Origin of the sequence: Sphingobium sp. 15-1 (genome assembly GCF_013375535.1) — a bacterium.
GTDB lineage: Bacteria > Pseudomonadota > Alphaproteobacteria > Sphingomonadales > Sphingomonadaceae > Sphingobium > Sphingobium aromaticivastans.
Window position 1 is genome coordinate 189,887 of sequence record NZ_JABXJG010000001.1, and the last position, 26,013, is coordinate 215,899.

Genomic DNA, 26,013 nt, shown 5'->3' on the forward strand with positions numbered 1-26,013 from the left:
GTGGATTGTCGGACCGTCTGAACTAGGCTCCTGCCTGCGCAGGAGCACGTATCGCTTCAAGGAAAGCAGGCGGTCTGCTCCAACCCGCGTCGAACATCATCTCAACGCACCGGCGTCCAGATCTGGGTCTTGCAGAAGAACATGATGCAGCCCTGCACCTTCAGCGTGCCGTCGCCATTGCGGCTGACCTTGCTGTTATAGGTCTTGCCGCTTTCCGGATCATAGATCGACCCTTTCCAGAGATCGCCCGCATCCGCAAAACCGGTAAGCAGCGCCAGCCCGGCCAGGGGCTTGCTGCGCAACGCCGCATCGGGGTTCTTGATGTCGGTCTGGGGACGGCCGGGGGTGGGTTTCACGATCTTCTCGATCCGTCCGCAGAGCGTCTTGCCGCACGGGGCGATCTGGACGATGGCCTTGCCCTCGACCGTGGCCCAGCGGCCGGTGATGGGTTGGGCGGCCTGAGCGGGCAGAGCCGCGGCCAGGGGCAGAATGAACAGCGCGGCGCGGGCGGCGATGCGGGTGATGGCGACCATGAACCTCTCCGGATTTGCGTCTTTGCGGCAAGGGATAAGGCAGGACCATCCACTTCGCCAAGGCGGAAAATCAACGGCTTTCCGTGGATTACGAAGGGACGCTACGGCAGCGTCCCTTCGCCCCTCTCAACTTTTTAGAAGGCCTTGCTGATCGAACAGGCTGCCGGGCCCAGAATGACGACGAACAGCGTCGGCAGGATGAAGAGAATCAGCGGCACGGTCATGATCGCGGGCAGGCGCGCGGCCTTTTCCTCGGCGCGCATCATGCGTTCGTGGCGGAACTCGGCGGAGAGCACCCGAAGTGCGGACGCCAGCGGCGTGCCGTATTTTTCCGTCTGGATCATGGTCGTCACCACGCCCTTGACCGCGTCCAGCTTGACGCGGGTGGCGAGATTCTCGAACGCCATGCGCCGTTCGGTCAGGAAGCTGAGTTCGATCGCCGTCAGGTGGAATTCGTCGCCCAGTTCCGGATAGGCCTTGCCCAGTTCGCGGGCGACGCGGCTGAAGGCGGCGTCGACGGTCAGGCCCGCCTCGGCGCAGATCACCAGCAGGTCGAGCGCGTCGGGCAGCCCCTTGCGGATCGCGGCGGAGCGCTTGGCGATCTTGTTGTCGATGAAGATGTCGGGCGCCTTGTAGGACAGCAGCAGCGCGCCGGCAAAGGCCATGAAGCGCTTCGCCCCGCCCCATTCGGGGAAGATGCCGACGGCATAGAGCAGCAGCGCCGCCAGGCCGCCGATCACGATCGGCAGGATCATCCGGCCGAAGATCACCGCGACGGCCCAGTCCTTCGACCGGATGCCGGCCTGCGCCAGCTTGATCTGCGCGTCCTTGAGCTGGTCGTCCTGCAACACCTTCAGGCTGGACAGCAGCGACCGCATCTGGTCGGTCGCCTGATTCTTCTTCACCAGCTTGGCGCGGCGGCGACCAGTCGAGGCGGTGATGCCCGCCTTCAACTGCTCGCGGCGTTCATTCAGCGCCTTGACGCGCTTCGCCATCGGATCGCGCACGGTCATCACCGTGTAGAGCGCGAACAGCATCGCCATGGTCGCCAGCGCCGCCAGCAGCGTGCCGAAATCAGTGGCGGTCAGTCCGAAGAGGGTGCCGGCGGGGACGGGTGTGCTTTCCATCTTGTCGGCTTCCTTAGATCTCGAAGTTGATCATCTGCGCCATGATGAAGGCGCCGATGCTCATCCAGCACATGCCGCCGATGCCGATGACCTGCATGGTCGAAAGGCCGAAAATCCCCGCCGGATCGGGCGTGAAGAAGGGCGACATATAATTATAGTTGATGTAGCAGATCAGGCCGAAGACCAGGAACGGCAGCACGCCGATGATATAGGCGGACGCCTTGGATTCGGAGGACATGGCCCGGATCTTGAGCTTCATCTGCGAACGCTGGCGCAGCACGGTGGCCAGGTTCGACAGGGTTTCGGCCAGGTTGCCGCCGGTCTCCCGTTGGATCGCCAGGCTGATGACGAAGAACTGGAATTCCGGCGTGCCCAGCCGGTCGGCGGTTTCCTGCAGCGCCTGGTCCATGGTTTTGCCGATCTTGATACGCTCGGTGATCATCTTGAACTCTTCGCCCACCGGGCCGGGAACTTCAGTCGACACGACGTTCAGGGTTTCCGCGATGGGAAGGCCGGAGCGCAGGCCGCGGGTCAGCAGTTCCAGCGCGTCCGGGAATTTGGCGTTGAACTTCTGCACCCGGCCCTTGATCAGCCGGCTGACCCACATATGCGGCAGGCCCAGCCCGGCGGCGAGGCCGAGCATCAGCGCGAATAGCGGTGGGAAGCCGCGCAGCATCAGCAGGGCGCACAGCACCAGGAATATGACCGCGCAAGAGGTCATATATTGGCTGACCGTCCATTTCTTGCCGGTCATGCGGATGCGCTTGGCCAGATTTTCCGGATTGGGCACCAGCGACACCAGCATCGTCGATTCCGCACCGACGGGGCGGTTGGAAATCGCCTTGCGCATGCGCGCTTCCAATATGGCGTCGGTGGAATCGCTGTGCCGGCCGCGGATCAGATCCATGCGGCGCTTGCGCGCCTTGTCGGGCGAGGGACCGGCAAAGGCCATGGCGACCAGGCCCAGCAAGCTGGCGAGCAGCACCGCGATCAGGATGAAATTGCCGTTCATGTGCCTGCCCGTTTCCAATCCGGTTCCGTCAAACGAGTCGCGCCGCGTTCAAGCGGCATGACCTGTCCCGTTCAGGCCGAAGCCTTGGCCTTGCGGCGAGAGGGGATCATGCTCTTGAGATCGGTGATCTTGCCGAGCAGGGAATCGCCCTTCTTGGCCGGGGACGAGCCGCTTTCCGCCTCCTCGCCTTCCTCCGCCGCGCCTAGCACGCTGTCGAGCAGCATGGTGCAGGCCGCGCCGACCTTGCTGCCCTTGGCCGTTTCCGCCAGCGTCTTGCCCAGCTTCGCCGCTTGCGACGCGACCTTGATGTCGAAGGGGATGAGGATGTCGACCTTGCGCTCGATCGATTGTTCGAAATCCTTGCGGCTGATTTCCGGCGAGCCCGGATGGACGCGGTTGGCGACCACCAGCACCCGCGATTGCGGCGCGTTGGTCTTCAGCCAGGAGAGGATACGGATCGAATCGCGGGCCGCCGCCAAAGTCAGCTCCGTCACCACCACGGCGACGTTCACGTCGCTCATCAGGTGCGGATGCTGGATCAGCATGGCGCGCGGCAGGTCGATGACGCTGCATTCGAAGGCCGCGTGGAATTCCTCCAGCAACTGGTAGAAGGCGCCGCCGTCGGTCAGCATCGGCTGGCTGATCGGCGCTTCGGCCGACAGGATCGCCAGATTGTCGCTGGCGCGGACCATGGCGCGCTCGATGAACAGCCCGTCGATGCGGCTGGGATTTTCGATCGCGTCGGTCAGGCCCCGGCCCGGCTCCAGGTCCATCGCCAGCGCATTGGTGCCGAAATGGACGTCGAGGTCGAGCAAGGCGGTCGACCGCTTCTTCTTGTCGCTGAGCAGCCAGGCGAGCGAGGTGGCGATGCTGGACGCGCCCACGCCGCCGCGGGTGCCGATGACCGCCGTGGTCATGTGCGGACGTTCCGGCCCTGCGTCGCGCGGGGCGAAGAACACGGCCTGCGCCTGCGCCAGCGCGTCACGCAACTGGTCGGCGCCGAAGGGCTTCAGCAGATAATCCTGGATGCCGCTGGCCAGCAGGTCGCGATAGAGGCGCACGTCATTGACCTGACCCGCCGCGATCACGACCGTGCCGGGTTCGCAGACTTCCGCGAGGCTGTTGATGTCGTTCAGCGGGTCGCCGCTTTCCGACATGTCGATGAACAGGATCTGTGGCGAGGCGGTGATCGACAGGCTCTGCACCGCGTTGCGCATGCCGCCCTTGTTCACCTTTTCCGGTGCCCAGCCCATTTCCGCGGCGACCACGCGCAGCAGGTCGAAGCTGTGATCGTCGCAGACGAAGGCGTGGAAGGGATCACGCTGACCGGAGGCGCCGGGTTTCCAGGGTGCATTCATGTCAATTGCCTCCCGACAGGGTCTTGAGATCGCCGGAACCGGTCGGCGCCTTTTCGCGATAGGTGGAGATGGCGCGGTTGGACGTGGCGGTGCGCAGGTCGCTGTCGGTGGTCTGGCCGCGAACCAGATCCTCCGGATTGGCGATCATCGCGGCCAGATTGCCGTTCACGCCGCAGCCGAAATTGGTCGATGCGCCCAATTGGATGTCGGTTTCGGGCTTGTCCGACCAGTTGGGGCAGCCCGGCACGCTGGCGGTGGCGCGGCGCACGATCAGGCGGACGGCACCCTGCGGCGCGGTGCCGGCGACGGCAGAGCTGTCCTCGCCCACCAGCATGCCGTGGCGGGCGACGACATCGGCTATGCCTTCGCGCAGGGCAGGGCTGTAATAGGCGGCGTCCGTCGCGACGGCGACCTGGTCGCCATAGCCAAGGCCGATGGACGCGAACCAATCGTCCAGGCGGCGGGCTTCCGAACCGGTCAGGCCGCCGTCGGGGCCGGCCTGCACGTCATAGGTGAAGGTGGTGTGGCTGACGACCGGCTGGTGGACCGACTGCACGCCGCGATTGGCGGCCTGGTCGGTCTGGCAGGCGGCGAGCGGCAGGGCCATCAGGGCGAGGGCACCGAAGCGGACGAGATTTTTGTGGGACTGGAAAGTCATGTCTTTCGTCCTTCCGATCAGAAGCTGAAGCCCGGCGCGGCGTCCTTCGAACGCTTGCCGGAGTCTCGGGAAGCGACGGGCGGCAGCGCGGCCGATGCCTGCGGACCCGGCGCGGGGACCGGAGCGCCCGGCGCACGGCTCGGCATGGGCGATCGGGCGCCGCTGACGCCGTCATGCATCTGCTGCAGAAACAGGCCCTGGCCCTCATTGGCGTTGCGGAAGCCGTCAGTCGGCAGGCGCACGTCGGATGCGTTGATCGGCTTCACCAGATAGGGGGTGACGACGATGACCAATTCCGTTTCGTGCCGCTGGAAATTGCGCGACTTGAACAGGCTGCCCAGGATCGGCAAGTTGCCGATGCCGGGAACCTTGTTGATATTGTTGGCGGTGTCGTTGTTGAGCAGGCCCGCAATCATGAAGGCCTGGCCCGAACCCAGCTCGACCGTGGTTTCGGCGGTGCGGCTCTTGAGCGCGGGAACGCTGGAATCGACCGAGAAATCGAGGCTCGATACGGTCGGGCGAACCCGAAGGGAAATGCGGCCGTCGGCCAGCACGGTCGGCGTGAAGGCCAGTTGTACGCCATATTGCTTGAATTCGATGCTGTTGCCCTGCGTGCCGTTGCTGACGGTATAGGGATATTCGCCGCCTGCCAGGAAGCTGGCGGTTTCACCCGACAGAGAGGTCAGGTTGGGCTGGGCGAGGGTGGTGGCGAGACCGCTTGATTCCGCGAGGTCCAGCACGGCGCCGACATCGATGCCCAGCACGCGTGCGACGCCGCCCAGGCTGTAACCGCCATCCGCGGTGAAGTTGAACGTTCCCCCTCCGCCAGCGTTGAAGGTGAGGGCGTCGCGCGTGCCGCCGCCGATGCCGCCCGCCCATTTGCCGCCGGTGGAGTCCTGCGATTTCCAGTTCATGCCGATTTTGTGCCCGATGTCGCGGGACACTTCGGCAATCTTGACCTGCAGATTGACCTGAAGGGGGGTGGCGGTGCGCAGGCGGCTCACTACCGTCACGTCCTTGCCGACGAAGGCTTGGGTCAGCCGTTCCGCCTCCGCCGCGTCTTCCGGCGCGGCGATGGTGCCGGTCAGCAGGACCATGCCGTTCATCTTGTTGACCGCGATGTCGGCGTTCGGCATCGCCAGCTTCAGCATCTCATCGACGCTGGTCAGGTTGTTGCCGACGCGCACCGTGCCGGAAAACAGCACCTTGCCGTTGGTCGCGGTCACGAACACGGTGGTTTCGCCCGGAGCCTTCGCGATCAGGTAGAGCTGGTTCTGCGACCGGACATGAACGTCGACGATATTGGGATTAGCGATCACCACGTCCGACATCTTGGCCGACAGGTTGATGACCTTGCTGCCGCCCACAGACAGCAGGATCGCATTGTCCTGCATGGCGGCGGGCGCGGCGTTGAGTGCGGTGGTGGGCGCAGCGGCGGCGGCGACCGCCAGGCCGAGCGCGACGGCCGGGCCAAGCAGCGGCCTGGCCGCGCCGGAGTGAATGTTGAACCCCTTCATCTTACTTCCCCCCGACCGGAACGACGGTCACACTGGTTCCGCGAGCGACGCGGATCACTGGGCCCTGGCCGGCGATGCTGCCGCCGATGGGCACGCCCATGGCCGGAGCACCGCCCGCGCCCATGGCCTGCAAAGGCTTGGCGGGGACGCTGCTGCGCTGGTAGCGCGAGACGTCGGCGCCGGTGGAATAGGTGCCGCCCTTGTCGACCGGACGGGTCGAAAGGCTGGCGAGCAGCTTCTTTTCCGCATTGGGATTGCTGGCGGCGGACAGGTCGACATCGCTGCCCGCGATGGCCGCGTCCAGTTCCGAACTATTGTCGGCCAGCGAACGCAGCGAGAGCGAGAGCGAGCCGATGGTCTGCGCCACGGCGATCTTCTCCGCGATCTTGGGCGTCACTTCGATGGTGACGTTGGAATAGGTCTGAACCACCGGCTTGCCGTCGGCGCCCAGCGCATCCATGCGCTGGTCGGTGGCGAGCACGCGCAGATTGCGCAGGATGGTTTCGGAAACCTTGAGCGGTTCGCCGTCGCCGCCGCCGCTGACGCTCTGCGTCAGCATCAGGTCGACGCGGTCGCCCGGGAAGACGAAGCCCGCGACCGAATTCTGCGCCGACACAGGCACGGTCACGGCGCGCATGCCCGGCCCGAGGGCGGCGGCCAGGAAGCCGCGCTCACCCGGCTTGATCACCGAACCCAGCGTCATCGGCTGGCCGGCGGAGATGGCGGTGCGGATGACGCTGCCCACCAGCTTCTGCGGGTCGGACTGGCCCTTCAGATAATAGGCCTGTTCGATGAGATCCTTGGGCCAGGGCTGGAAGCGGAAGCTCTCCGCGTCCAATATGGTGCCCACCGGCAGCGCCTTGGTCGCGACCAGCACATGGGGCTGGTCCGCCTCGACCGGCATGGACGATGCGCCTGCCTGCGGAGAGCCGGACGAACTCAGCATGTTGCGTGCAAGCAAGGCTGTAGTGACCGCTATGATAAGCGCCCCCACCAGCAGCACGATCTTCTTGGCATCCATGATGAAATTCGCCTCCCTCAATCAGACGAGTTGCGCCTGAGCCCCTTTGTTTCACGCAAATTGGTTAATATATCGTTCGCCAAGCAGCCAAAGCGCCGCGACCGATATGGCAATGCCATAGGGGATTTGCGGCTGACCCAGCCGCCGGGTCATGCGATGGTGCACGACGGTCACGATGGTGACGATGCCCCCCAGCACCGCCATCAGCATCAGCATCGACAGGGTCGCCTGCCACGGGAACCATAGCGCCAGCGCGCCCAGCAGCTTCACGTCGCCGCCGCCCATCGCGCCCATGGCGAAAAGCAAGGCGAAGAGGATGAAAACGATCAGTCCCGCCAGCAATTGCACCGCCATGCCCGGCCAGAGCGGCAGGCCGCAGGCAATCCACCAGAGCGGCGCCAGCGCGGCCACCGTCAGGTTCAGCCGGTTGGAGATGATCCGTGACCGCAAATCGGTGACCGAAGCCACGATCAGCAGCAGTGCCAGGGCGCCGATCAGCGCCATTCTGAAAATATCCCCCATCATGGGTTCGAAACTGTAGACCCGATGGCTTACCAAAGCGTAACCATGCCGCCGATGGATTCGCCCCGCTTCGTTCCCGCCCTGTTTGACCGCCGTGCCTGGCCGATGGACGGGCGGCTGGATTATTGGAGCGCTTCCGACGGCTGGCCGCTGCGGCGCTACCGATTGGGCGATGGCAAGCGCGGCCGCATGCTGGTGCTGGGCGGCCGGGGCGACATGATCGAGAAATATCTCGAAGTGATCCACCATTGGGCCGGACGCGGCTGGGCCGTCACCAGCTTCGACTGGCGCGGCCAGGGCGGGTCGGGGCGGCTGACCGACGATCCGCTCTGCGGGCATATCGAGGATTTCGGCCAGTGGATCGCTGACCTCAACGCTTTCGTCGGGGACTGGCGGGCGGAAGGGCAAGGACCGGCAGTGATCGTCGCGCACAGCATGGGCGGGCATTTGCTGTTGCGAGCGCTGGCCGAGGGGATGATGGCCCCTGATGCCGCCGTAACGGTCGCGCCGATGATGGGGGTGCACAGCGCGCCCTTGCCCCGTTGGCTGGCGGTGGCGATTGCCGAAACCATGTGCGCCCTGGGCTTCGACCGGAAGCAGGCCTGGACGCAGAAGGAGGAGTCGGAACGGCAACGGCACATGCGGCAGAAGCGGCTGACCCATGATCCGGAGCGCTATGCCGATGAACTCTGGTGGCGCGACCATAGCCGCGACGTGGCGCTGGGCCCGCCGAGCTGGAAATGGGTGGAGCAGGCGCTCTCCTCGACGCACAGGCTGGCAACGCAGCCGGGGCTGGAGCGGATAAGCCTACCACTGCTGATCCTGGCGGCGCGGAACGACCAACTGGTTTCGACTCCGGCCATCAGGCGGGCGGCGGCGCGGGTGCCGGGCGCGCGGCTGCACGTTTATGGGCGGGAGGCCGCGCATGAAATATTGCGGGAGCTGGACCCGGTGCGGCTGGACGCGCTGGCGCGGATCGACGGCTTTCTGGATGAAGCCGCGCCCCGATGAACCGGCCTGATATCGTCATCGTCGGCGGCGGGATCGCCGGGGCGAGCCTTGGCACGGTGCTGGCGGGGCAGGCGCGCGTGCTGCTGCTGGAGATGGAGGCCAGCGCGGGTTATCACGCCACGGGGCGGGCGGTCTCCTTCTGGGAGGAAACCTATGGCGGACTGGCGGTCCAGCCGCTGACCACCGCGTCGGGGCCGATGCTGGCCGCTCCCGATCCTGATTTTTCCGAGGCTTCCTTCCTGTCGCCGCGCCGGACCTTGCATGTCGGGCGGACAAAGGATGCGGCGGCGCGCGACCGGCTGCTGGAGGAATTTGGCGGCAAGGTCGCCTTGCACGCCGTCGATCCGGCGGCGCTGGTGCCGGGGCTGCGGCCGGAATGGACGCTGGGCGTGCTGGAGCCGGGCGTGTGCGACATCGATGTGGCGGCGCTGCATCAGGCCTGGCTGCGGCAGTTCCGGCGCTTGGGCGGCGAGGTACGGCTGGCGACGGCGTTGCGGCGGGCCAGGGCGCTGGACGATGGCTGGCGGATCGAGACGGATGCGGGCGCGATCGACTGCGGCCTGATCGTCAATGCGGCGGGCGCCTGGGCGGATCATGTCGCCAGAGCCTGCGGGGTGGAGCCTATCGGCATCCTGCCGCTGCGGCGGACGGTGGTGCAATTGCGCGTGCCCGCCATGCCCTCGGCCGATCTGCCGCTGGTCATGGACCTTGCCTCGCAATTTTATTTCAAGCCCGAGGGGGAGGGGCGCGTCTGGCTCACGCCCCATGATGAGGAACCCTCGCTCCCCTGCGACGCCGCGCCCGAGGAACTGGCCGTGGCGGAGGCGATTGCGCGGTTCGAGGCGGTGGTCGATTGGCCGGTCGAGGCGGTGGAGCGCAAATGGGCGGGGCTGCGCAGCTTCTCCCGCGACCGGGCGCCGATCTATGGGTTCGATCCGGCGGCGCGGGGCTTTTTCTGGTTCGCGGGGCAGGGAGGATTCGGTATCCAGACCTCTCCCGCCGCGGCTTTGCTGGCTGCCGGTCTCATCAGTGGCGAAGCGCCGCCGCAAGCGGTTGCCAGCATCGATGCGCGTCCTTATTCTCCGTCGCGGTTTCGGTAACGTGACAAGTCTGGAGGTCTACCATGGCGCACAAGTTCGTGATCGAGAAGAACAAGGCCGGCGAGTTCGTCGCGAAGTTCAAATATAATAGCGAAACGATCTTCTGGACCGAAGGCTATACCAACAAGGCCGGCGCGAAGAACGCGATCGAATCGATCCTGAAGAACGGCCCCGCCGCGCCGATCGAAGAAGCCGAGTAACCCAGCCCTAAGTTAATCCTCCCCATGCACGCATGGGGAGGGGGACCATGCGAAGCATGGTGGAGGGGAATGCGCAACGCTTGCCCCCATTTCTTCCGGCTGCCCTTATCTCCATCCTCGGTAGAAACGCCGATCATTCGGCACGCCGTTCCACGGCTCTCCGGCTCGCCAGCCCCATCATCGCAAAGCCCACGACCGACGCGACGATATTCGCGCTCGCCGCCCCGACCGTCCCATAGATCGGCAGCAACGCCGCCTGCATCCCCAGCAGCAGCGTCGTCGAAATCAACGTGATGCGCAGCGAAAGGCTCGCCCGGTCGGTCGCCATCAGCAGCGGGCGATAGCTCACCCCGACCAGATCGATGCAGGCCGCAATGCCCAGCAACAGCAGCAGCGGATAGGCGGGCAGAAATGCCTGGCCCGCGATCAATCCCAGCAGCGGATGGCCGATGGTCAGGATCAGGGCGATGATCACCGCGCCCGCGATCATCGCCAGCCGGTTCGTCCGCCGGAACAGCGTCCCCAGCGCCTCGTGACCATGGCTCGAATGGGTGCGGCTCAATTCCACGAAGATGCTGCGCGAGAGCAGGCTGGAAATCTTGGTCAGCGAATTGGCGAGCTGGTTGGCGAGCCGGTACAGCCCCGCTCCGGCCGGACCCACGAACAGGCCGACCACCAGCACGGCCACCTGCTGACCCACCGAGGATAGCGTCGTCTGCAAATTGGTGGCGGTGAGGAAGCCGACGATGCCGGGATTTTCCGCCCGCGCGTCCAGTGCCCGGCCCGCCCGCCAGCTCCCCAGCTTCTCCCCCCCGACCCGCAGCGCCAGCCACCAATAGCTGATCGCGCACAGCAGTTCCGCCGCGCCCCAGGCGATCAGGAAGCCGGTGACGTCGGGCATCAGCACCCAGGCCAGCCCCGCGCCGATCATCCGCCCGACCGGGATCATGGTTTCGGCAAAGGCGCCCGAATCGAATCTGTCGAACAGCCGCAGCACGCCGGTCGGGCTGGAGCGGATGGTGATCATCATCACCATGCAGAAGATCCAGGCCTGCCACCCCATGCCCGCCGACAATTCCATCAGCGGCCCGAAGGCGAGGATGATGAAGGCCGCGATCAGCCCCCCCGCCACGGCGGAACCCAGGTCGATCAGGATGCAGAAGCGCAGCACCCGGTTCAGCGCATTGCTGTCGCCGGACGCCAGATGCGGCTGGCCGTAGCGCACGACGATCTGCCAACTGTCGAAGCTGACCAGCGTCTTGATGACGTTGGCGGCGCTCAGCACCAGCGCGAACCGGCCGAAATCCGCGACGCCCAGCGTCCGCGTGACGATGGCCAGATAGGCAAGGCTCAGAACCGCGCCCACGCCCTTGCCGCCCAGCAGCCAGCCGGTATTCGCCAGAATGCGGGCGAAGCCTTCCTGAGCGCCACCCGATCCGCGCTTGCTGTCCACTGGCATTCCGGCCTTTCGATGCAACGCCTTCGCTGGGGCGCGCGCCTATCTAGGATTGGGCCGGGTGTGATGCAACACACCCTGTCCATCCGCCTGTCTTTGCTTTAATGCCCCCGCCCATGACCATTTCGAAAGCCATCATCCTTTCCGCAGGCCAGGGTTCGCGCCTGCTTCCGCTGACCCGCGACGTGCCCAAATGCATGATCGACTTCAACGGCCGCACCCTCATCAGTTGGCAGGTCGCCGCGCTGGTGGCCAATGGCGTGACCGACATCGTCGTCGTCACCGGCTTCCGCACCGAACGGGTCGAAGATCATGCGCTGCAACTCTATCGCGACACCGGCGCGCGCATCCGCACCGTGTTCAATCCCTTCTTCCAGGTGGCGGACAACCTCGGCACCTGCTGGATCGTGCGGGAAGAGATGGATCGCGACTTCATCATCCTGAACGGCGACACCATCGTCTCGGACGAGATCGTGGCGAAGCTGATCGCGGGGGCGGAGGACGCCATCACCGTCACCGTGGACGTCAAGCCCGGCGACTATGACGATGACGACATGAAGGTGAACCGGGATGAGAGCGGCCGCCTCCACGCCATCGGCAAGCGGCTGCTGCCGCACGACACCAATGCCGAATCCATCGGCATGCTGGCTTTCCGGGATGAGGGACCGGCGATCTTCCGCAACCAGATCGACCAGATGATGCGCACCCCCGAAGGGGTGGAGCGCTGGTATTTGCGCGCCATCGACATCATCGCCAAGGGCAACCGCGTCGGCACCGTCTCCATCGAGGGGCTGGACTGGCAGGAAGTCGACTTCCCGCAGGATGTCGAGGCGGCGAAAACGCTCACCGCCCGCTGGCTGGCCGAGGGGCGCTACGCGAAATAAGGCCTGAGCCAGCCCGTCAGCGCGGCGATCTGATCAGGGTCGAGCTTCACCGCGCTGCCCAGGTCGGGCTGCCCCGGCCATCCGGCGTCCGCTATCGCAAGGCCCGCATGCTCGCGGCTGCCCTCATGGCGGGGCAGCACATGGAAATGGACATGCGGGTCCACCATCATCAGCATCAGATAATTGATCTTCTGGTAGCCGACTGCCTGAGCCAGCGCGCTTTCGATTGCCTTGGTGGCAACCGCCAGTTCGGCATGCGCTTCCGCCGGCAGGTCGCCAAAGGCCGTGGCATCGGACTTCGCCGCCAGCACCAGCGATCCGAGCGTCGGCTGGGCGGGGCGCAGCAACACCAGCCAATGCGCGAACTCCGCGATCAGGGTCGCGGGGTAGCCGAATTTCTCGATGGTCGCGTTCATGCCCTTGCCTCCATCCAACTGACGATGGGCCGCCCGGAGCGCTTCACGCCATAGGCCTGCATCAGCCGCACCGCATGGACGCCCAGCGAGATGATCGTCCACCATGCGAGCGCGATCAACCCGATGTCCGGCCGCCCGGCCAGCAGCGCCACGAACAGGATCACCATATTCGGATTGCGCCGCGCGGTGATCAGCCGGAACCAGCTATCGAACCGGCCCCAGACATGGATGTCCATGCCAAAATCCTTGATGAACATCCCCTCGATCAGCCGCTGGAGCACATAGCCCGCGATCACCGCCGCCATCACCAGCGCGAAAGTCTGCGTCGACAGCGCCAGCCCCCAGGCCGACAGCCCGACGCCCCAGAAATACCACCAGAAGGGCGGATGGATCAGGTCGACGCCATGGTCCGCGACATTGCCCCATTTGGAGGAGGTGATGGTGCAGCGGGCGAGCTTCCCGTCCACCGTATCCAGCACCATGAAGACGAAGCCGGCGAGTATGCCGGTCCAGTAAAGCCCCTGGGCGAAGAACCAGGTCGCCAGCACGCACAGCGTCGCGCCGATGGCCGTCACCATATTGGGCGTCATGCCGATGGAGGCGGCCAGCCGCGTCAGCCACAGCGCCAGTTCGGGCCAGAGATATTTGGTCAGCAGGTCGGTGACGCCCTTATAGGCGCCGAAATAGCTTTGCCGCTCGATGCCGCGCCGGGTCGCGGGGGTCAGTTCCCGGACGAAGGGTTGCTCCAGCTTGCGGAGCTGCCGGTTGTAAAGCTTTCGCCCGTCGGACAGGTCGACGACAAGCGCCGCGCTCAGCGGATCGCCGTTCGTCGGCACCTGCCCGACAATCGGCGTAATACCCCAGGCGAACACCGTGCCCGGCTCCTCCAGCACCAGCCGCAGCAGCATCGGATCGAAGGCGTAGCTCAGGTTGAACAGCAGTTCATGGCCGTCCGCCAATGCGCTGCCATTCTTCGCGGCGCTTTCGGCCATGCGGCGGCAGCGCTCGGCATTGGACATGCCCCATATGCGGGTCGCATTGTCGCCCAGCAGCCGCACTGGCCCCAGACCGGTCGTGATCGTCTGCGTCATCGGGCGTCCGTCCTCCCGGACTTGCGGGCGAAATCCAGAATGAGGTCGGCCTGCCGTTCGGAGGCGGGAATAGGGGATAGGTCGATGGAATCGGACATGGCCGCTTCCTGAGCATCAACGAACGCCGCTTGCAAGCCCGCGGCGCGATGAAGCGCTTCGGGCAGGGCTGCGATGTCTTCGACCACCTGTCCCAGCCGCCAGTGCGCGAAGGTCTCATCGCCGCGCCAGTCGCACTGTTCGAGGTTCAGGAAGATGCATGGGCGAGGTTCCAGGAGGAACTCGTAGACCTGGCTCGACACGTCACCCAGATAGACGTCCGCGCTCATCGTGTAGCTCATGTCGATCGAATGACGGCTGCCCATGTCGACGCGGATATGCGGGGCAGTGGTCCGGATGGGAGCGGCGCGGGCGCCGAGCTTGGTATGCGGGGCGATGATGACGTTCCAGCCCTCCAGCGCCTCCAGCGTGGCGAGCACCTCCTGTCCATGCCGCACCCATGACGAAAGCTTTGCATCGAAATGGGGAATGTAGAGCAGCACCGGCCGGTCATTGTCGAAGAAACGCTGTCGCGGCGCCTTCAGCTCGAACTTGGCATAGCCGCCGACGGCGCAATTCTCCGGCGTGCAAAGACCCCGGCCGATCATGCGCCGCCGGTCCTTTTCTCCACCCACCAGGGTCAGGTCGAAGGCGGCATGGCGCGCCTTGTAGCCGCCCTCGCGGTCGCCCGCGCCATGTTTGATGAGCGCCATGCGCGAGGAAAAACCCGGCACCTTGCGCAACCAGCCGCTCGATATCTCGGTCGTGACCAGCAAGGGATAGCGGCGGATGGTCGAATAGTTGAGCGCCAGCGTCAAAAGCCGCGAAGGCTGCCGGAACAGCGAGTCGGGCGGGAAGGGTGGACGGCGCAGGCGCACGAGGTGGAGCGCTCCGTCAGGATCGTAGCTCGCCGCCAGGTCCAGAATGCTGGCGGATGGCGAAAGCACATGCACCTTGACCCCTGCCCGGCGCGACAACGCAAGCGCAGCGGGCAGCCAGTGGTAGATTTGATGGGCTTCGGCAATGGCCAGAAAGGCTATGTCGGTCGGCAAAGGCGGGCTCTCCAGGATGTGCTGCGCCGTAACGACAGAAACGGCTTCAAATCAAGCAAGCCCGTTTTTGCATTGCGTCAGTGCTGGACCTTTGCAGATTTTTTGTTATGCGCAACGCCGACTGAAGGATCATCCGAAGAGGCGTGACGAGCAATGGCCGAATTTGCGTTGCCCAAGAACAGCAAGATCAGCGCCAAGGGCGTAACCCACAAGGCGCCTGACGGCGCCACCAACGTCAAGAGCTTCAAGGTCTATCGCTACGACCCCGACTCCGGCCAGAACCCGCGCTACGACACGTTCGAGATCGATCTCGACAATTGCGGCCCGATGGTTCTGGACGCGCTGCTGAAGATCAAGAATGAATATGATCCGACGCTGACCTTCCGCCGTTCCTGCCGCGAGGGCATTTGCGGTTCCTGCTCGATGAACATGAACGGCCGCAACGGCCTGGCCTGCACCACCTCGATCGAGGAATGTTCGGGCAAGGAAGTGCGCGTGACGCCGCTGCCGCATATGGATGTGATCAAGGATCTGGTGCCTGATTTCACGCATTTCTACGCCCAGTACAATTCGATCAAGCCCTGGCTGCAAACCGTCAGCCCCGCGCCCAGCGGCAAGGAGCGGCTTCAGTCGCCCGCCGACCGTGAGAAGCTGGACGGGCTTTATGAGTGCATCCTGTGCGCCTGCTGCTCGACGAGCTGCCCCAGCTACTGGTGGAACAGCGACAAGTTCCTGGGTCCGGCGATCTTGTTGCAGGCCTATCGCTGGTTGGCCGACAGCCGCGACGAATATACCGGCGAGCGTCTGGACGAATTGGAAGATCCCTTCCGCCTCTATCGCTGCCACACCATCATGAACTGCGCGAACGTCTGCCCCAAGGGTCTGAGCCCGGCCAAGGCGATCGCGGAAACCAAGAAGATGATGGTCGAGCGGCAGCTCTGATAGGGTGAGCGACGGAGCGGGTCATCTGAGCCCCGTGGTCGATGGGCCATGGGCTGGCTGGCTGTCCTGGACCGACACGGTGCCGGGAACGTTCCTCGACTCGGCCATCGGCACCAGCTATTCGCGCAGCGATGCAGCGGGCAGGGCGACGGTCATGCTGGAAAGCCTGCCGTCGCACGCCAACCGGCTGGGGGCGCTGCATGGCGGCTTTCTCGCCGGATTTGCCGATCACGCCTATTTCGCGGCCTTGGCGGCCATGGGCCGGCCGGAACAGGCGGCGGCGGTGACCGTTGACCTTGGCATGCAATATTGCGGTTCCGGGAAAATTGGTCCGACCCTGTGCGCGGAGGTCGAATTGCTGCGGGAGACGGGGCGGCTCATGTTCCTGCGCCTGACCATCGCGCAGGATGGCAATCTGATCGCGGCGTCGACCGCGACCGTGCGCAAGGCGCCTGCGCCGCAAAAGCCCGATCCGAAATGACCGGCGTCATCGCCCGATATGACGCGCTCGTCGCGGCGGGCGAATTGCGGCCCGATCCCGATCAGCGGGCCGCGGCGGAGCGGCTTGACCGTCTGCAACAGGAGTTGGAGGCCGCGCCCCCGCGCGGTTCGACCCTGTGGAAGCTGCTGCGCAAGGCGCCGGAGCCGCCGCGCGGCCTTTATATGTGGGGCGGCGTCGGACGCGGCAAATCGATGCTGATGGACCTGTTCTTTGATACGGTGCACGTCCAGCGCAAGAAGCGTGCCCATTTCCATGAGTTCATGCTCGACGTGCACGCCCGGCTGGCCGAAGCGCGCAAGTCGGAGACGGGCGATCCCATCCCGCCGGTGGTCGAGTCGCTGGCGGAGGAAGCGCGGCTGCTTTGTTTCGACGAGATGGTCGTCAACAATATGGCCGACGCCGCCATCATGTCGCGGCTGTTCACGGGTTTGCTGGAAAAGCGGGTGACGATCGTCACCACCTCCAACCGCGAGCCGGACGAACTCTACAAGAACGGCCTCAACCGTCAGCTTTTCCTGCCTTTTATCGATCTCATCAAGGCGAAGTTGGACGTCATGACGCTGAACGGGCCGACCGACTACCGGCGCGATCGCCTGGGCGATGCCGAGCTTTGGCACGCGCCCAATGGTCCGGCGGCGACCAAGGCGCTGTCCGAAGCCTTTTTCCGCCTGACCGACTATCCGGTCGAGGATCGCGCGAAAGTTCCCGCCGAAGACATCAAGGTGCAGGGCGGCCGCACGCTGCATGTGCCCAAGAGCCTGAAGGGCGTGGCCGTCTTCTCCTTCAAGCGCCTCTGCGCCGAAGCGCGAGGCGCGCCGGATTATCTGGCGATCGCCCGCAAATATCATACCGTCATCCTTGTCGGCATCCCGGTGCTGGGGCCGGAAAAGCGCAATGAGGCGGCGCGCTTCGTGACGCTGATCGACGCGCTTTACGAATATAAGGTGAAGCTGCTCGCCTCCGCCGATGCGGAGCCCGCCATCCTCTATCCGGTGGGCGACGGCGCCTTCGAGTTCGAGCGCACCGTCTCGCGCCTGATGGAGATGCAGTCGGACGACTATCTGGCCTTGGGCCACGGCGAGAAATAATCTCGTGCCGCGGCACATTCGTTCCTGCCGTAACAGTCCAGACTTAATTCTGTTTAAGCACAGCCGTGCTTCCATCTCATCGGCACAGGGCTCTATTATCAGGAAAAGAAGGCCCGCACGCTCCCCGTGAGGGAGGCGTGCGGCAGGTGGCCGCTGTGGGGAAGGGCCATGCGCCAGGGTAGGAGCGCGTAGGCGACAGGGGCGAAACGGTCGTTAACGCAATTGCGAATGAATTGCAAAGATAATTTGGAACTGGTGCTTATGCGCGGTTGAAACCTGGGCGAGATAGGCCTAAGCGCTCTGCAATTCCGGTTTTCATGCCTTGGAGGATGATTGCATATGGCCCGTAAGAAGATCGCGCTTATCGGCGCTGGTAATATCGGTGGCACCCTCGCGCATCTCGCGGCCCTCAAGGGCCTTGGCGACATCGTTCTCTTCGACGTCGTGGAAGGCGTGCCGCAGGGCAAGGCGCTCGACCTGTCGCAGTGCGCTTCGGTCGAAGGTTTCGACGCCAAGATCACCGGTTCCAACGATTATGCCGATATTGCGGGTGCGGACGTCATCATCGTCACCGCCGGCATCGCCCGCAAGCCGGGCATGAGCCGCGACGATCTGCTCGGCATCAACCTCAAGGTCATGAAGGCCGTGGGTGAGGGCATCGCCGCCAACGCGCCCAACGCCTTCGTCATCTGCATCACCAACCCGCTCGACGCGATGGTGTGGGCGCTGCGCGAATTTTCCGGCCTGCCGCACAACAAGGTCGTCGGCATGGCGGGCGTGCTCGACTCGTCGCGCTTCAACCATTTCCTGGCGGAAGAATTCAACGTGTCGGCCAAGGACGTCACCAGCTTTGTGCTCGGCGGTCATGGCGACACGATGGTCCCGGTGATCGAATATTCGACCGTCGCGGGCATCCCGGTTCCCGACCTCATCAAGCAGGGCCGTTCCACCAAGGAGCGCATCGACGCCATCGTCCAGCGCACCCGTTCGGGCGGCGGCGAGATCGTCGCGCTGCTCAAGACCGGTTCGGCCTTCTACGCCCCCGCCACCAGCGCGATCGCCATGGCTGAAGCCTATCTGGGCGACAAGAAGCGCCTGCTGCCCTGCGCCGCGAACCTGACCGGCCAATATGGCGTCGACAATCTCTATGTCGGCGTGCCCGTGATCATCGGCAAGGACGGCGTCGAGCAGGTCGTCGAGATCGCGCTGGACGACGAGGCCAAGGCGAACCTTCAGGTGTCAGTCGACGCCGTCAAGGAATTGCTGGAAGCCTGCAAGGGCATCGACCCTTCGCTCGCCTGAGCCTTTTCAAGAGCTGCACCAGCCCGCTCCAGGTAAGTGCGCAGCCTGGGGCGGGCTGCTTTTAGACCCAAAGTGCCACGTCCACAGAAGATAAAGGGACTGACATGTCCATTCTGGTGAACAAGAACACCAAGGTCATCACCCAGGGTATGACCGGTGCCACCGGTACCTTCCACACCGAAACCGCCTTGGCCTATGGCACGCAGATGGTCGGCGGCGTCACGCCCGGCAAGGGCGGCACGACCCATATCGGTCTGCCCATGTTCGACACCGTCGCGGAAGCCAAGTCGAAGACCGGCGCCGACGCTTCGGTCATCTATGTTCCGCCGCCGTTCGCAGCCGACTCGATCCTGGAAGCGATCGACGCCGAAATCCCGCTGATCGTCTGCATCACCGAAGGCATTCCGGTGCTGGACATGGTGAAGGTGAAGCGCTCCCTGTCGGGCAGCAAGTCGCGCCTGATCGGCCCGAACTGCCCCGGCCTGCTGACGCCCGGCGAATGCAAGATCGGCATCATGCCCGGCAACATCTTCTCCAAGGGTTCGGTCGGCGTCGTGTCGCGTTCGGGCACGCTGACCTATGAAGCCGTGTTCCAGACCACCAATGCGGGCTTGGGCCAGACCACCGCTGTCGGCATCGGCGGCGATCCGGTTAACGGCACCAACTTCATCGACGTGCTGGAACTGTTCCTGGCTGACGACGCCACCGAATCGATCATCATGATCGGTGAAATCGGCGGTGACGCGGAAGAGCAAGCTGCCCAGTTCCTGATCGACGAAGCGAAGAAGGGCCGCAAGAAGCCGATGGCCGGCTTCATCGCGGGCCGCACGGCGCCTCCGGGCCGCCGCATGGGCCATGCCGGCGCGATCGTGTCGGGCGGTAAGGGCGACGCCGAGAGCAAGATCGCGGCGATGGAAGCGGCCGGCATCAAGGTCGCTGCCAGCCCGTCGGAACTCGGCACGACCCTGCTGGAAGTGCTGAAGGGCTGATCCAGCCATGAGAGATGGCCGGGCTGCACCCCGGCCATCTGTTACCCCGCACCCGCGACTGCACGCGGTTGGCATGGGACGAGAAAAATGGGTTACGAGAACCAGGAAGTTTTTGAAGGGGTCGGGGAGATTGAGCGCGGACCGAGCTGGGCGCGCACCAACTGGCCGCCGATCGACACCGACGACCTGACCGGGGCGCTTGACCCCACGCAGATGCAGGTGGCCGTGAAGGCCGCCGCCAAGGCCAACGGCAAGGCGGTTTCGGACGCTGATGCCGTCAGCGCGGCCGACGATGCAATCCGCGCGCAGATGCTGATCCGCACATATCGCGTACGTGGTCATCTGGCTGCCAATCTCGACCCGCTGGGGCTGACCCAACGCGACCTGCCGGCCGACTTGACGCCGGAATATCACGGCCTGACCGATCTGGATAAGAAGGTCTATCTGGGCGGCACGCTGGGCTTGCAATATGCGACCGTTCGCGAGATCGTGGCGATCCTGCGCACCAATTATTGCGGCAATGTCGGCCTGGAATATATGCACATCGCTGATGTGGAGGAGCGCCGCTTCCTGCAGGATCGCCTGGAGGGCAAGGACAAGGAAATCCACTTCACGCCGGAAGGCAAGAAGGCGATCCTGTCCAAGGTGATCCACGCCGAACAATATGAGAAGTTCCTGGGCCGCAAATATGTCGGCACCAAACGCTTCGGACTGGACGGCGGCGAATCGATGATTCCCGCGCTCGAAGCCATCATCAAATATGGCGGCGCGCAGGGCGTTCGCGAGATCGTCTACGGCATGGCCCATCGCGGCCGCCTGAACGTGCTCGCCAATGTGATGGCCAAGGGCTTTCGCGTCATCTTCCACGAATTTTCGGGCGGTACCGCCAATCCCGAAGATGTCGGCGGTTCGGGCGACGTGAAATATCACCTCGGCACTTCGACCGACCGGGAATTTGACGGCGTCAAGGTTCACATGTCGCTGGTTCCCAACCCCTCGCACCTTGAAACCGTCGATCCGGTGGTGCTGGGCAAGGTCCGCGCGCAGCAGACTTTCCGTGACGACCTGACCAAGCATGAGCAGGTTCTGCCCGTGCTGATCCATGGCGACGCGGCTTTCGCCGGCCAGGGCATCGTTTGGGAATGCCTCGGCTTCTCGGGCGTTTCCGGTTACAATACCGGCGGTTGCATCCACTTCATCGTCAACAACCAGATCGGTTTCACGACCTCGCCGCAATTCTCGCGCGGGTCGCCCTATCCCAGCGATGTCGCGAAGGGCGTTCAGGCGCCGATCCTGCACATCAACGGCGACGATCCGGAAGCGGTTACCTTCGCGTGCAAGCTGGCGATGGAATATCGCCAGACCTTCCACCGCGACATCGTGATCGACATGTGGTGCTATCGCCGCTTTGGTCATAATGAAGGCGACGAGCCGTCCTTCACCCAACCGCAAATGTACGCGAAGATCCGCCAGCATCCGCCGGTCAGCGACGTCTATTCGGCGCGGTTGAAGGCTGAAGGCGTGGTCGACGACGATTTCGTCAGCCAAGTGACGGGCGATTTCGTCAATCATCTGGAGGAAGAGTTCGAGGCGGCGAAAAGCTACAAGCCGAACAAGGCCGACTGGTTCGCCGGTCGCTGGTCGGGCCTGCACAAGCCCGCCGACGCCGAAACCACCCGCCAGAGCGTCGAGTCCGCGATCAGCCAGAAGCTGTTCGACAGCCTGGGCAAGACGCTGACGACCATCCCCGAAGGGCATAACGTCCACAAGACGTTGAAGCGCGTGATCGACGCCAAGGCGGAGATGTTCAAGTCGGGCGAGAATTTCGACTGGGCGACCGGTGAGGCGCTGGCCTTCGGTTCGCTGCTGTCGGAAGGCTATGGCGTCCGCCTGTCGGGTCAGGACTCCGGGCGCGGCACCTTCAGCCAGCGTCACGCCGTCTGGACCGATCAGGATACGGAGAACAAGTACATCCCGCTCTCGACCGTGCCGCATGGCCGTTTCGAGGTGCTGGACTCGCCGCTCTCCGAATATGGCGTGCTCGGCTTCGAATATGGCTTCGCGCTGGCGGACCCGAAGAGCCTCGTGCTGTGGGAAGCCCAGTTCGGTGACTTCGCCAATGGCGCGCAGATCATCTTCGACCAGTATATCGCGTCGTCGGAGACCAAGTGGCTACGGTCCAACGGCCTCGTCTGCCTGCTGCCGCATGGCTATGAAGGGCAGGGTCCGGAACATAGCTCGGCCCGTCTGGAGCGTTATCTCCAGCTTTGCGCGGAAGGAAATATCCAGGTCGCGAACATCACGACCCCGGCCAATTATTTCCACGTCCTGCGCCGTCAGATGCTGCGGCCCTTCCGCAAGCCGCTGATCATCATGGCGCCCAAGTCGCTGCTGCGTCACAAGTCGGCGGTCAGCAAGGCTGAGGACTTCCTGGGCGAAACGCACTTCAAGCGCATCCTGTCGGACCCCAATGCGGCGCCCGACCAGGATACCAGGCGGCTGGTTCTATGTTCCGGCAAGGTCTTCTACGACCTGATGGAAGCCCGGGACGCCGCTGGCGACACGGACGTGCAGATCGTTCGCATCGAACAGATCTACCCGTTCGCGACCGAGGCTCTTGCCAAGCGCATCGAGCGCATGACGAAGCTGGAGCATGTCGTCTGGTGTCAGGAGGAACCGCGCAACAACGGCGCCTGGTTCTTCGTGGAGCCTTATATCGAGGAAGCGCTGGCCCAGGCCGGCAAGGCGCCGATGCGCGCCCGCTATGCCGGTCGCAAGGCCTCGGCGTCGCCCGCAACGGGCCTCGCCAAGCGCCATGTGGCCGAACAGGGCGCCCTTGTTGCCGATGCGCTGGGTCACAGCGTCCGTGAAGAAATCCGTCGCCAGAAGAAAGGCTGAACAAGCTCATGGCCACCGAAGTCAAAGTCCCCACGCTGGGCGAATCCGTTACCGAAGCAACCGTTGGTCAGTGGCTCAAGAAGCCCGGTGAGGCCGTGAAGGCCGACGAGCCCATCGTGTCCCTGGAAACCGACAAGGTCGCGGTCGACGTGCCCGCGCCGGTTGCGGGCGTGCTGGGCGACATCGTTGCCAAGGAAGGCGACACGGTTCAGGTCGGCGCGCTGCTGGCCTATGTGAATGCGGGCGCGGGCGCTGCGGCCGCTCCTGCCGCAGCGCCCGCCGCCAAGGCGGAGGCTGCTGCAACGGTGCCAGCGGCTTCGGTTGCGGCGCCTGTCGCTTCCGATGAGGAGGAAGGCGGCAATCTGACCCTGTCGCCGGCGGTTCGCCGTCTGGTGCTGGAACATGGCCTTGACCCGAGCAAGATCAAGGGCACCGGCAAGGACGGCCGTCTGACCAAGGATGACGTCGTGGCCGCTGCTGCTGCCGGTACCGCCAAGGCCGCCGCTTCGGCCGCTGCCGCTGCGCCCGCCGCCGCTGCCCCGACCGCCGGTCCCAGCCGCGCGCAGGAACGCGTCAAGATGACCCGCCTGCGCCAGACCGTCGCCAAGCGGCTGAAGGAAGCGCAGAACAACGCCGCGCTGCTGACCACCTACAACGACGTCGACATGACCAACGTCATCGAGGCGCGCGCCAAATATAAGGACCTGTTCGAGAAGAAGCATGGCGTCCGCCTGGGCTTCATGGGCTTCTTCACCAAGGCCGTCTGCATGGCGCTGCGCGACATTCCGGGCGTCAACGCGCAGATCGAGGGCGACGAGATCGTCTATAACGATTTTGCCGACATCTCGGTCGCCGTGTCGGCCCCGAACGGTCTGGTCGTGCCGGTGATCCGCAATGCCGAGAGCCTGAGCGTCGCGGACATCGAAAAGACGATCGGCGGCTTTGGCAAGAAGGCCAAGGAAGGCACACTGACCATGGAAGATATGAAGGGCGGCACCTTCACCATCTCCAATGGCGGCGTCTTCGGCTCGCTATTGTCGAGCCCGATCATCAACCCGCCGCAGTCGGCGGTGCTGGGCCTGCACCGCATCGAGGACCGTCCGGTCGTCCGCGACGGTCAGATCGTCATCCGCCCGATGATGTATCTCGCGCTCAGCTATGACCATCGCCTGATCGATGGTCGCGAGGCAGTGACATTCCTCGTCGCGGTCAAGAACGCGATCGAGGACCCGACCCGCCTGCTGATCGACCTGTAAAGGAGAAGCATTCCATGGGGATGGTTGCGTATCTTCGACAAGCGTCCACCGAAGAGGTGGCGGCAATTCGGAAGCATCCGTCCACCATAGATGATTTTCTTTTCCCAGAGATCGAGGACGGTCGATTAGTCGATTTCGACAAGGCGTGGCATGCTTTGCATTTCATGCTTACCGGCGAAATTGGCTCGACCGATCATCCTCTGAATCTGCTTGTCGCTGGCGATGCTGAGTTATTTGGCACCGACGAAAACGGCTTTGGCGGATTTTGGCTGGCGGAACCAGATCGCGTAAGTGTCTTCGCGAGCACATTGTCCCAAATATCGGACGAAGAGATTGCTGCTCGGTATAATCCTGAACGCATGAGTGCTGAGCAAATTTATCTGAGCGATGTGTTTGAGGATGAAGGCGCAGAAGCGCTACCCTATGTTCTTCAAGGGCTACCGAGCCTTCGCCGGCTCGTCATCCAAGCATCGCAAAGCGGCGCTTATATCGTTGGTGCGCTACGTTAAACCCGAAGGTAGAGTAAAATGGCAGACTTCGATTATGACGTTCTGGTTATCGGCGCCGGTCCCGGCGGCTATGTCGCGGCGATCCGCGCCGCGCAGCTTGGCCTCAAGACCGCATGCGCCGAAAGCCGCGAGACGCTGGGCGGCACCTGCCTCAATGTCGGCTGCATCCCGTCCAAGGCGCTGCTACACGCCTCGGAACTATATGAGGAAGCCGCCAACGGCGCGCTCGCCAAGCTGGGCGTCAAGATCGACAAGATGAGCTTGGACCTCGACACCATGCAGGGCCAGCGCAAGGAAGCGGTGAAGGGCCTGACCGGCGGCATCGAGTATCTGTTCAAGAAGAACAAGGTCGACTGGCTGAAGGGTCTCGCGACCTTCACCGGCGCCAATACCGTGCAAGTCGCGGGCAAGACGGTGACGGCGAAGAACATCGTCATCGCCACCGGTTCGTCGGTGACCCCGCTGCCGGGCGTCGAGGTCGACAATGCGGGCGGCAAGATCGTCGATTCGACCGGCGCGCTGGAGCTGGACAAGGTTCCCGGCCATCTGGTCGTCGTCGGCGGCGGCGTCATCGGGCTTGAACTGGGTTCGGTGTGGCGCCGCGTCGGTGCGAAGGTCACGGTGGTCGAGTTTCTCGACCAGATCCTGCCCGGCATGGACGGCGAAGTCCGCAAGGAAGCGAACAAGATCTTCAAGAAGCAGGGCTTCGAGTACAAGCTCGGCACGAAGGTCACGGGCGCGGAAGTCGGCAAGAAGGGCGTGACCCTGACTGTCGAACCGGCTGCGGGCGGTGCGGCGGAGAAGGTCGAGGCCGATGTCGTGCTGGTGTCGATCGGCCGCCGTCCGAACACCGAGGGCCTGGGTCTCGACAAGATCGGTCTGGAGCTCAACGCCCGCGGTCAGATCGAAACCGATCATGATTTCGCGACCAAGGTTCCCGGCGTCTGGGCGATCGGTGACGTCATTCCGGGTCCGATGCTGGCGCACAAAGCTGAGGATGAAGGCATTGCCGTGGCCGAGAATATTGCGGGCCTGACCGGCATCGTGAACCATGACGTGATCCCGTCGGTGGTCTATACCAAGCCGGAGATCGCGGGTGTGGGCCTGACCGAAGAGGCCGCCAAGGAAAAGGGCGCGATCAAGGTCGGCAAATTCCCGATGATGGCGAACAGCCGCGCCAAGACCAACCATGAGCCGGACGGCTTCGTGAAGGTGATCGCGGACGCGGAAACCGACAAGGTGCTGGGCGTCTGGATCATCGCCTCGGTTGCCGGCACGATGATCGCGCAGGCGGCGCAGGCGATGGAATTCGGCGCGTCGAGCGAGGATATCGCCTATACCTGCCACGCCCACCCGACGCATAGCGAGGCGATCAAGGAAGCGGCTATGGCCGTGACGGGCAAGCCGATCCATATGTGATCGGTTTCGCTCTGCGTGAGAATGAGGAGGCCGCCCTTCGAGGCGGCCTTTTTCATGGTGTATTGATGATCAGAAGGCGGGAATCCAGTCCCGGCGTCTGAACTGGGTTCCTGC

25 protein-coding genes are annotated in these 26,013 nt (G+C 64.2%); 13 read left to right on the forward strand and 12 right to left on the reverse strand.

The genetic code is table 11. From position 1 onward, the window contains the following. Window positions 1-101: 101 nt before the first annotated feature. The 8 genes from HUK72_RS00840 to HUK72_RS00875 all read right to left on the reverse strand — a co-directional run bounded on the left by HUK72_RS00840 (window position 102) and on the right by HUK72_RS00875 (window position 7,751). Entirely contained in the window at window positions 102-533 is a 432-nt protein-coding gene (locus tag HUK72_RS00840; protein WP_176595104.1) for a DUF2147 domain-containing protein, read from the reverse strand. A gap of 134 nt (window positions 534-667) precedes the next feature. Continuing rightward, complete coding sequence (locus HUK72_RS00845) at window positions 668-1,660, reverse strand: type II secretion system F family protein (protein ID WP_176595105.1); 993 nt, start codon at window positions 1,658-1,660, stop codon at window positions 668-670. A gap of 13 nt (window positions 1,661-1,673) precedes the next feature. Next, the gene (locus tag HUK72_RS00850; protein WP_176595106.1) at window positions 1,674-2,672 is read right to left on the reverse strand and encodes a type II secretion system F family protein; all 999 of its coding nucleotides are present in this window, start codon (window positions 2,670-2,672) and stop codon (window positions 1,674-1,676) included. A gap of 71 nt (window positions 2,673-2,743) precedes the next feature. Further along, window positions 2,744-4,030, reverse strand: coding sequence for a pilus assembly protein CpaE (locus tag HUK72_RS00855; protein WP_176595107.1), 1,287 nt, complete (start codon window positions 4,028-4,030; stop codon window positions 2,744-2,746). Between the two features lies 1 nt (window position 4,031). Then, window positions 4,032-4,688 (reverse strand): CpaD family pilus assembly protein, encoded by a 657-nt coding sequence (locus HUK72_RS00860; RefSeq protein ID WP_176595108.1) that lies wholly within the window; start codon window positions 4,686-4,688, stop codon window positions 4,032-4,034. A gap of 17 nt (window positions 4,689-4,705) precedes the next feature. Further along, window positions 4,706-6,205: a type II and III secretion system protein family protein gene (locus HUK72_RS00865; RefSeq protein ID WP_176595109.1), complete on the reverse strand. Its 1,500-nt coding sequence runs from the start codon at window positions 6,203-6,205 to the stop codon at window positions 4,706-4,708. Window position 6,206: 1 nt separating this feature from the next. After that, complete coding sequence (cpaB, locus tag HUK72_RS00870) at window positions 6,207-7,226, reverse strand: Flp pilus assembly protein CpaB (RefSeq protein WP_176595110.1); 1,020 nt, start codon at window positions 7,224-7,226, stop codon at window positions 6,207-6,209. A 51-nt stretch (window positions 7,227-7,277) separates the two neighbouring features. Beyond that, complete coding sequence (locus HUK72_RS00875) at window positions 7,278-7,751, reverse strand: prepilin peptidase (RefSeq protein WP_176597680.1); 474 nt, start codon at window positions 7,749-7,751, stop codon at window positions 7,278-7,280. A 42-nt stretch (window positions 7,752-7,793) separates the two neighbouring features. Between HUK72_RS00875 and HUK72_RS00880 the strand changes: the two genes are divergently transcribed. The 3 genes from HUK72_RS00880 to HUK72_RS00890 are packed head-to-tail and all read left to right on the forward strand — an operon-like array spanning window position 7,794 to window position 10,059. Continuing rightward, window positions 7,794-8,759 carry an alpha/beta fold hydrolase gene (locus tag HUK72_RS00880; protein WP_176595111.1) on the forward strand — a complete coding sequence of 322 codons (966 nt, stop codon included), beginning with the start codon at window positions 7,794-7,796 and terminating at the stop codon, window positions 8,757-8,759. Further along, window positions 8,756-9,859 carry an FAD-binding oxidoreductase gene (locus tag HUK72_RS00885; protein ID WP_176595112.1) on the forward strand — a complete coding sequence of 368 codons (1,104 nt, stop codon included), beginning with the start codon at window positions 8,756-8,758 and terminating at the stop codon, window positions 9,857-9,859. The genes HUK72_RS00880 and HUK72_RS00885 overlap by 4 nt, the downstream gene beginning before the upstream one ends. Window positions 9,860-9,882: 23 nt before the next feature. Then, window positions 9,883-10,059, forward strand: a complete 177-nt coding sequence (locus tag HUK72_RS00890) for a DUF1508 domain-containing protein (protein ID WP_176595113.1) — start codon at window positions 9,883-9,885, stop codon at window positions 10,057-10,059. Between the two features lie 133 nt (window positions 10,060-10,192). Here the strand turns inward: HUK72_RS00890 and HUK72_RS00895 are convergent, their stop codons facing one another. Then, window positions 10,193-11,518, reverse strand: a complete 1,326-nt coding sequence (locus tag HUK72_RS00895) for a lipopolysaccharide biosynthesis protein (protein WP_176595114.1) — start codon at window positions 11,516-11,518, stop codon at window positions 10,193-10,195. A 113-nt stretch (window positions 11,519-11,631) separates the two neighbouring features. Between HUK72_RS00895 and HUK72_RS00900 the strand changes: the two genes are divergently transcribed. Beyond that, complete coding sequence (locus HUK72_RS00900) at window positions 11,632-12,399, forward strand: sugar phosphate nucleotidyltransferase (RefSeq protein ID WP_176595115.1); 768 nt, start codon at window positions 11,632-11,634, stop codon at window positions 12,397-12,399. Here HUK72_RS00900 and HUK72_RS00905 read toward each other — a convergent pair. From HUK72_RS00905 to HUK72_RS00915, 3 genes are read right to left on the reverse strand one after another with little or no spacing between them, the layout of a single operon-like run. Next, window positions 12,387-12,815, reverse strand: coding sequence for an HIT family protein (locus HUK72_RS00905; RefSeq protein WP_176595116.1), 429 nt, complete (start codon window positions 12,813-12,815; stop codon window positions 12,387-12,389). The two genes, HUK72_RS00900 and HUK72_RS00905, sit on opposite strands and share 13 nt — an antisense overlap. Then, window positions 12,812-13,906 (reverse strand): CDP-alcohol phosphatidyltransferase family protein, encoded by a 1,095-nt coding sequence (locus HUK72_RS00910; RefSeq protein ID WP_176595117.1) that lies wholly within the window; start codon window positions 13,904-13,906, stop codon window positions 12,812-12,814. Before HUK72_RS00910 ends, HUK72_RS00905 begins: the two co-directional genes overlap by 4 nt. Beyond that, window positions 13,903-14,994, reverse strand: coding sequence for a glycosyl transferase (locus HUK72_RS00915; protein WP_176595118.1), 1,092 nt, complete (start codon window positions 14,992-14,994; stop codon window positions 13,903-13,905). The genes HUK72_RS00910 and HUK72_RS00915 overlap by 4 nt, the downstream gene beginning before the upstream one ends. 153 nt (window positions 14,995-15,147) lie before the next feature. Here HUK72_RS00915 and HUK72_RS00920 point away from each other — a divergent pair, with 153 nt between their 5' ends. The 9 genes from HUK72_RS00920 (at window position 15,148) to lpdA (ending at window position 25,899) form a co-directional block, all read left to right on the forward strand. Then, entirely contained in the window at window positions 15,148-15,936 is a 789-nt protein-coding gene (locus HUK72_RS00920) for a succinate dehydrogenase iron-sulfur subunit (RefSeq protein ID WP_046764649.1), read from the forward strand. A 34-nt stretch (window positions 15,937-15,970) separates the two neighbouring features. Beyond that, the gene (locus HUK72_RS00925; RefSeq protein WP_176597681.1) at window positions 15,971-16,417 is read left to right on the forward strand and encodes a PaaI family thioesterase; all 447 of its coding nucleotides are present in this window, start codon (window positions 15,971-15,973) and stop codon (window positions 16,415-16,417) included. Beyond that, a complete protein-coding gene (zapE, locus tag HUK72_RS00930) occupies window positions 16,414-17,526 on the forward strand; it encodes a cell division protein ZapE (protein ID WP_176595119.1) in 1,113 nt (370 codons plus the stop codon). The genes HUK72_RS00925 and zapE overlap by 4 nt, the downstream gene beginning before the upstream one ends. Window positions 17,527-17,865: 339 nt before the next feature. Next, a complete protein-coding gene (gene mdh / locus HUK72_RS00935; protein ID WP_176595120.1) occupies window positions 17,866-18,828 on the forward strand; it encodes a malate dehydrogenase in 963 nt (320 codons plus the stop codon). Window positions 18,829-18,932: 104 nt separating this feature from the next. Then, a complete protein-coding gene (gene sucD, locus HUK72_RS00940) occupies window positions 18,933-19,817 on the forward strand; it encodes a succinate--CoA ligase subunit alpha (RefSeq protein WP_046764645.1) in 885 nt (294 codons plus the stop codon). Window positions 19,818-19,904: 87 nt separating this feature from the next. Continuing rightward, complete coding sequence (locus HUK72_RS00945; protein WP_176595121.1) at window positions 19,905-22,715, forward strand: 2-oxoglutarate dehydrogenase E1 component; 2,811 nt, start codon at window positions 19,905-19,907, stop codon at window positions 22,713-22,715. An 8-nt stretch (window positions 22,716-22,723) separates the two neighbouring features. Then, on the forward strand, window positions 22,724-23,971 hold the full coding sequence (gene odhB, locus HUK72_RS00950; RefSeq protein WP_176595122.1) for a 2-oxoglutarate dehydrogenase complex dihydrolipoyllysine-residue succinyltransferase: 1,248 nt from the start codon (window positions 22,724-22,726) through the stop codon (window positions 23,969-23,971). Between the two features lie 14 nt (window positions 23,972-23,985). After that, a complete protein-coding gene (locus HUK72_RS00955; protein ID WP_176595123.1) occupies window positions 23,986-24,480 on the forward strand; it encodes a YfbM family protein in 495 nt (164 codons plus the stop codon). 18 nt (window positions 24,481-24,498) lie between these two features. After that, on the forward strand, window positions 24,499-25,899 hold the full coding sequence (lpdA, locus tag HUK72_RS00960; RefSeq protein ID WP_176595124.1) for a dihydrolipoyl dehydrogenase: 1,401 nt from the start codon (window positions 24,499-24,501) through the stop codon (window positions 25,897-25,899). Window positions 25,900-26,013: the final 114 nt, after the last annotated feature.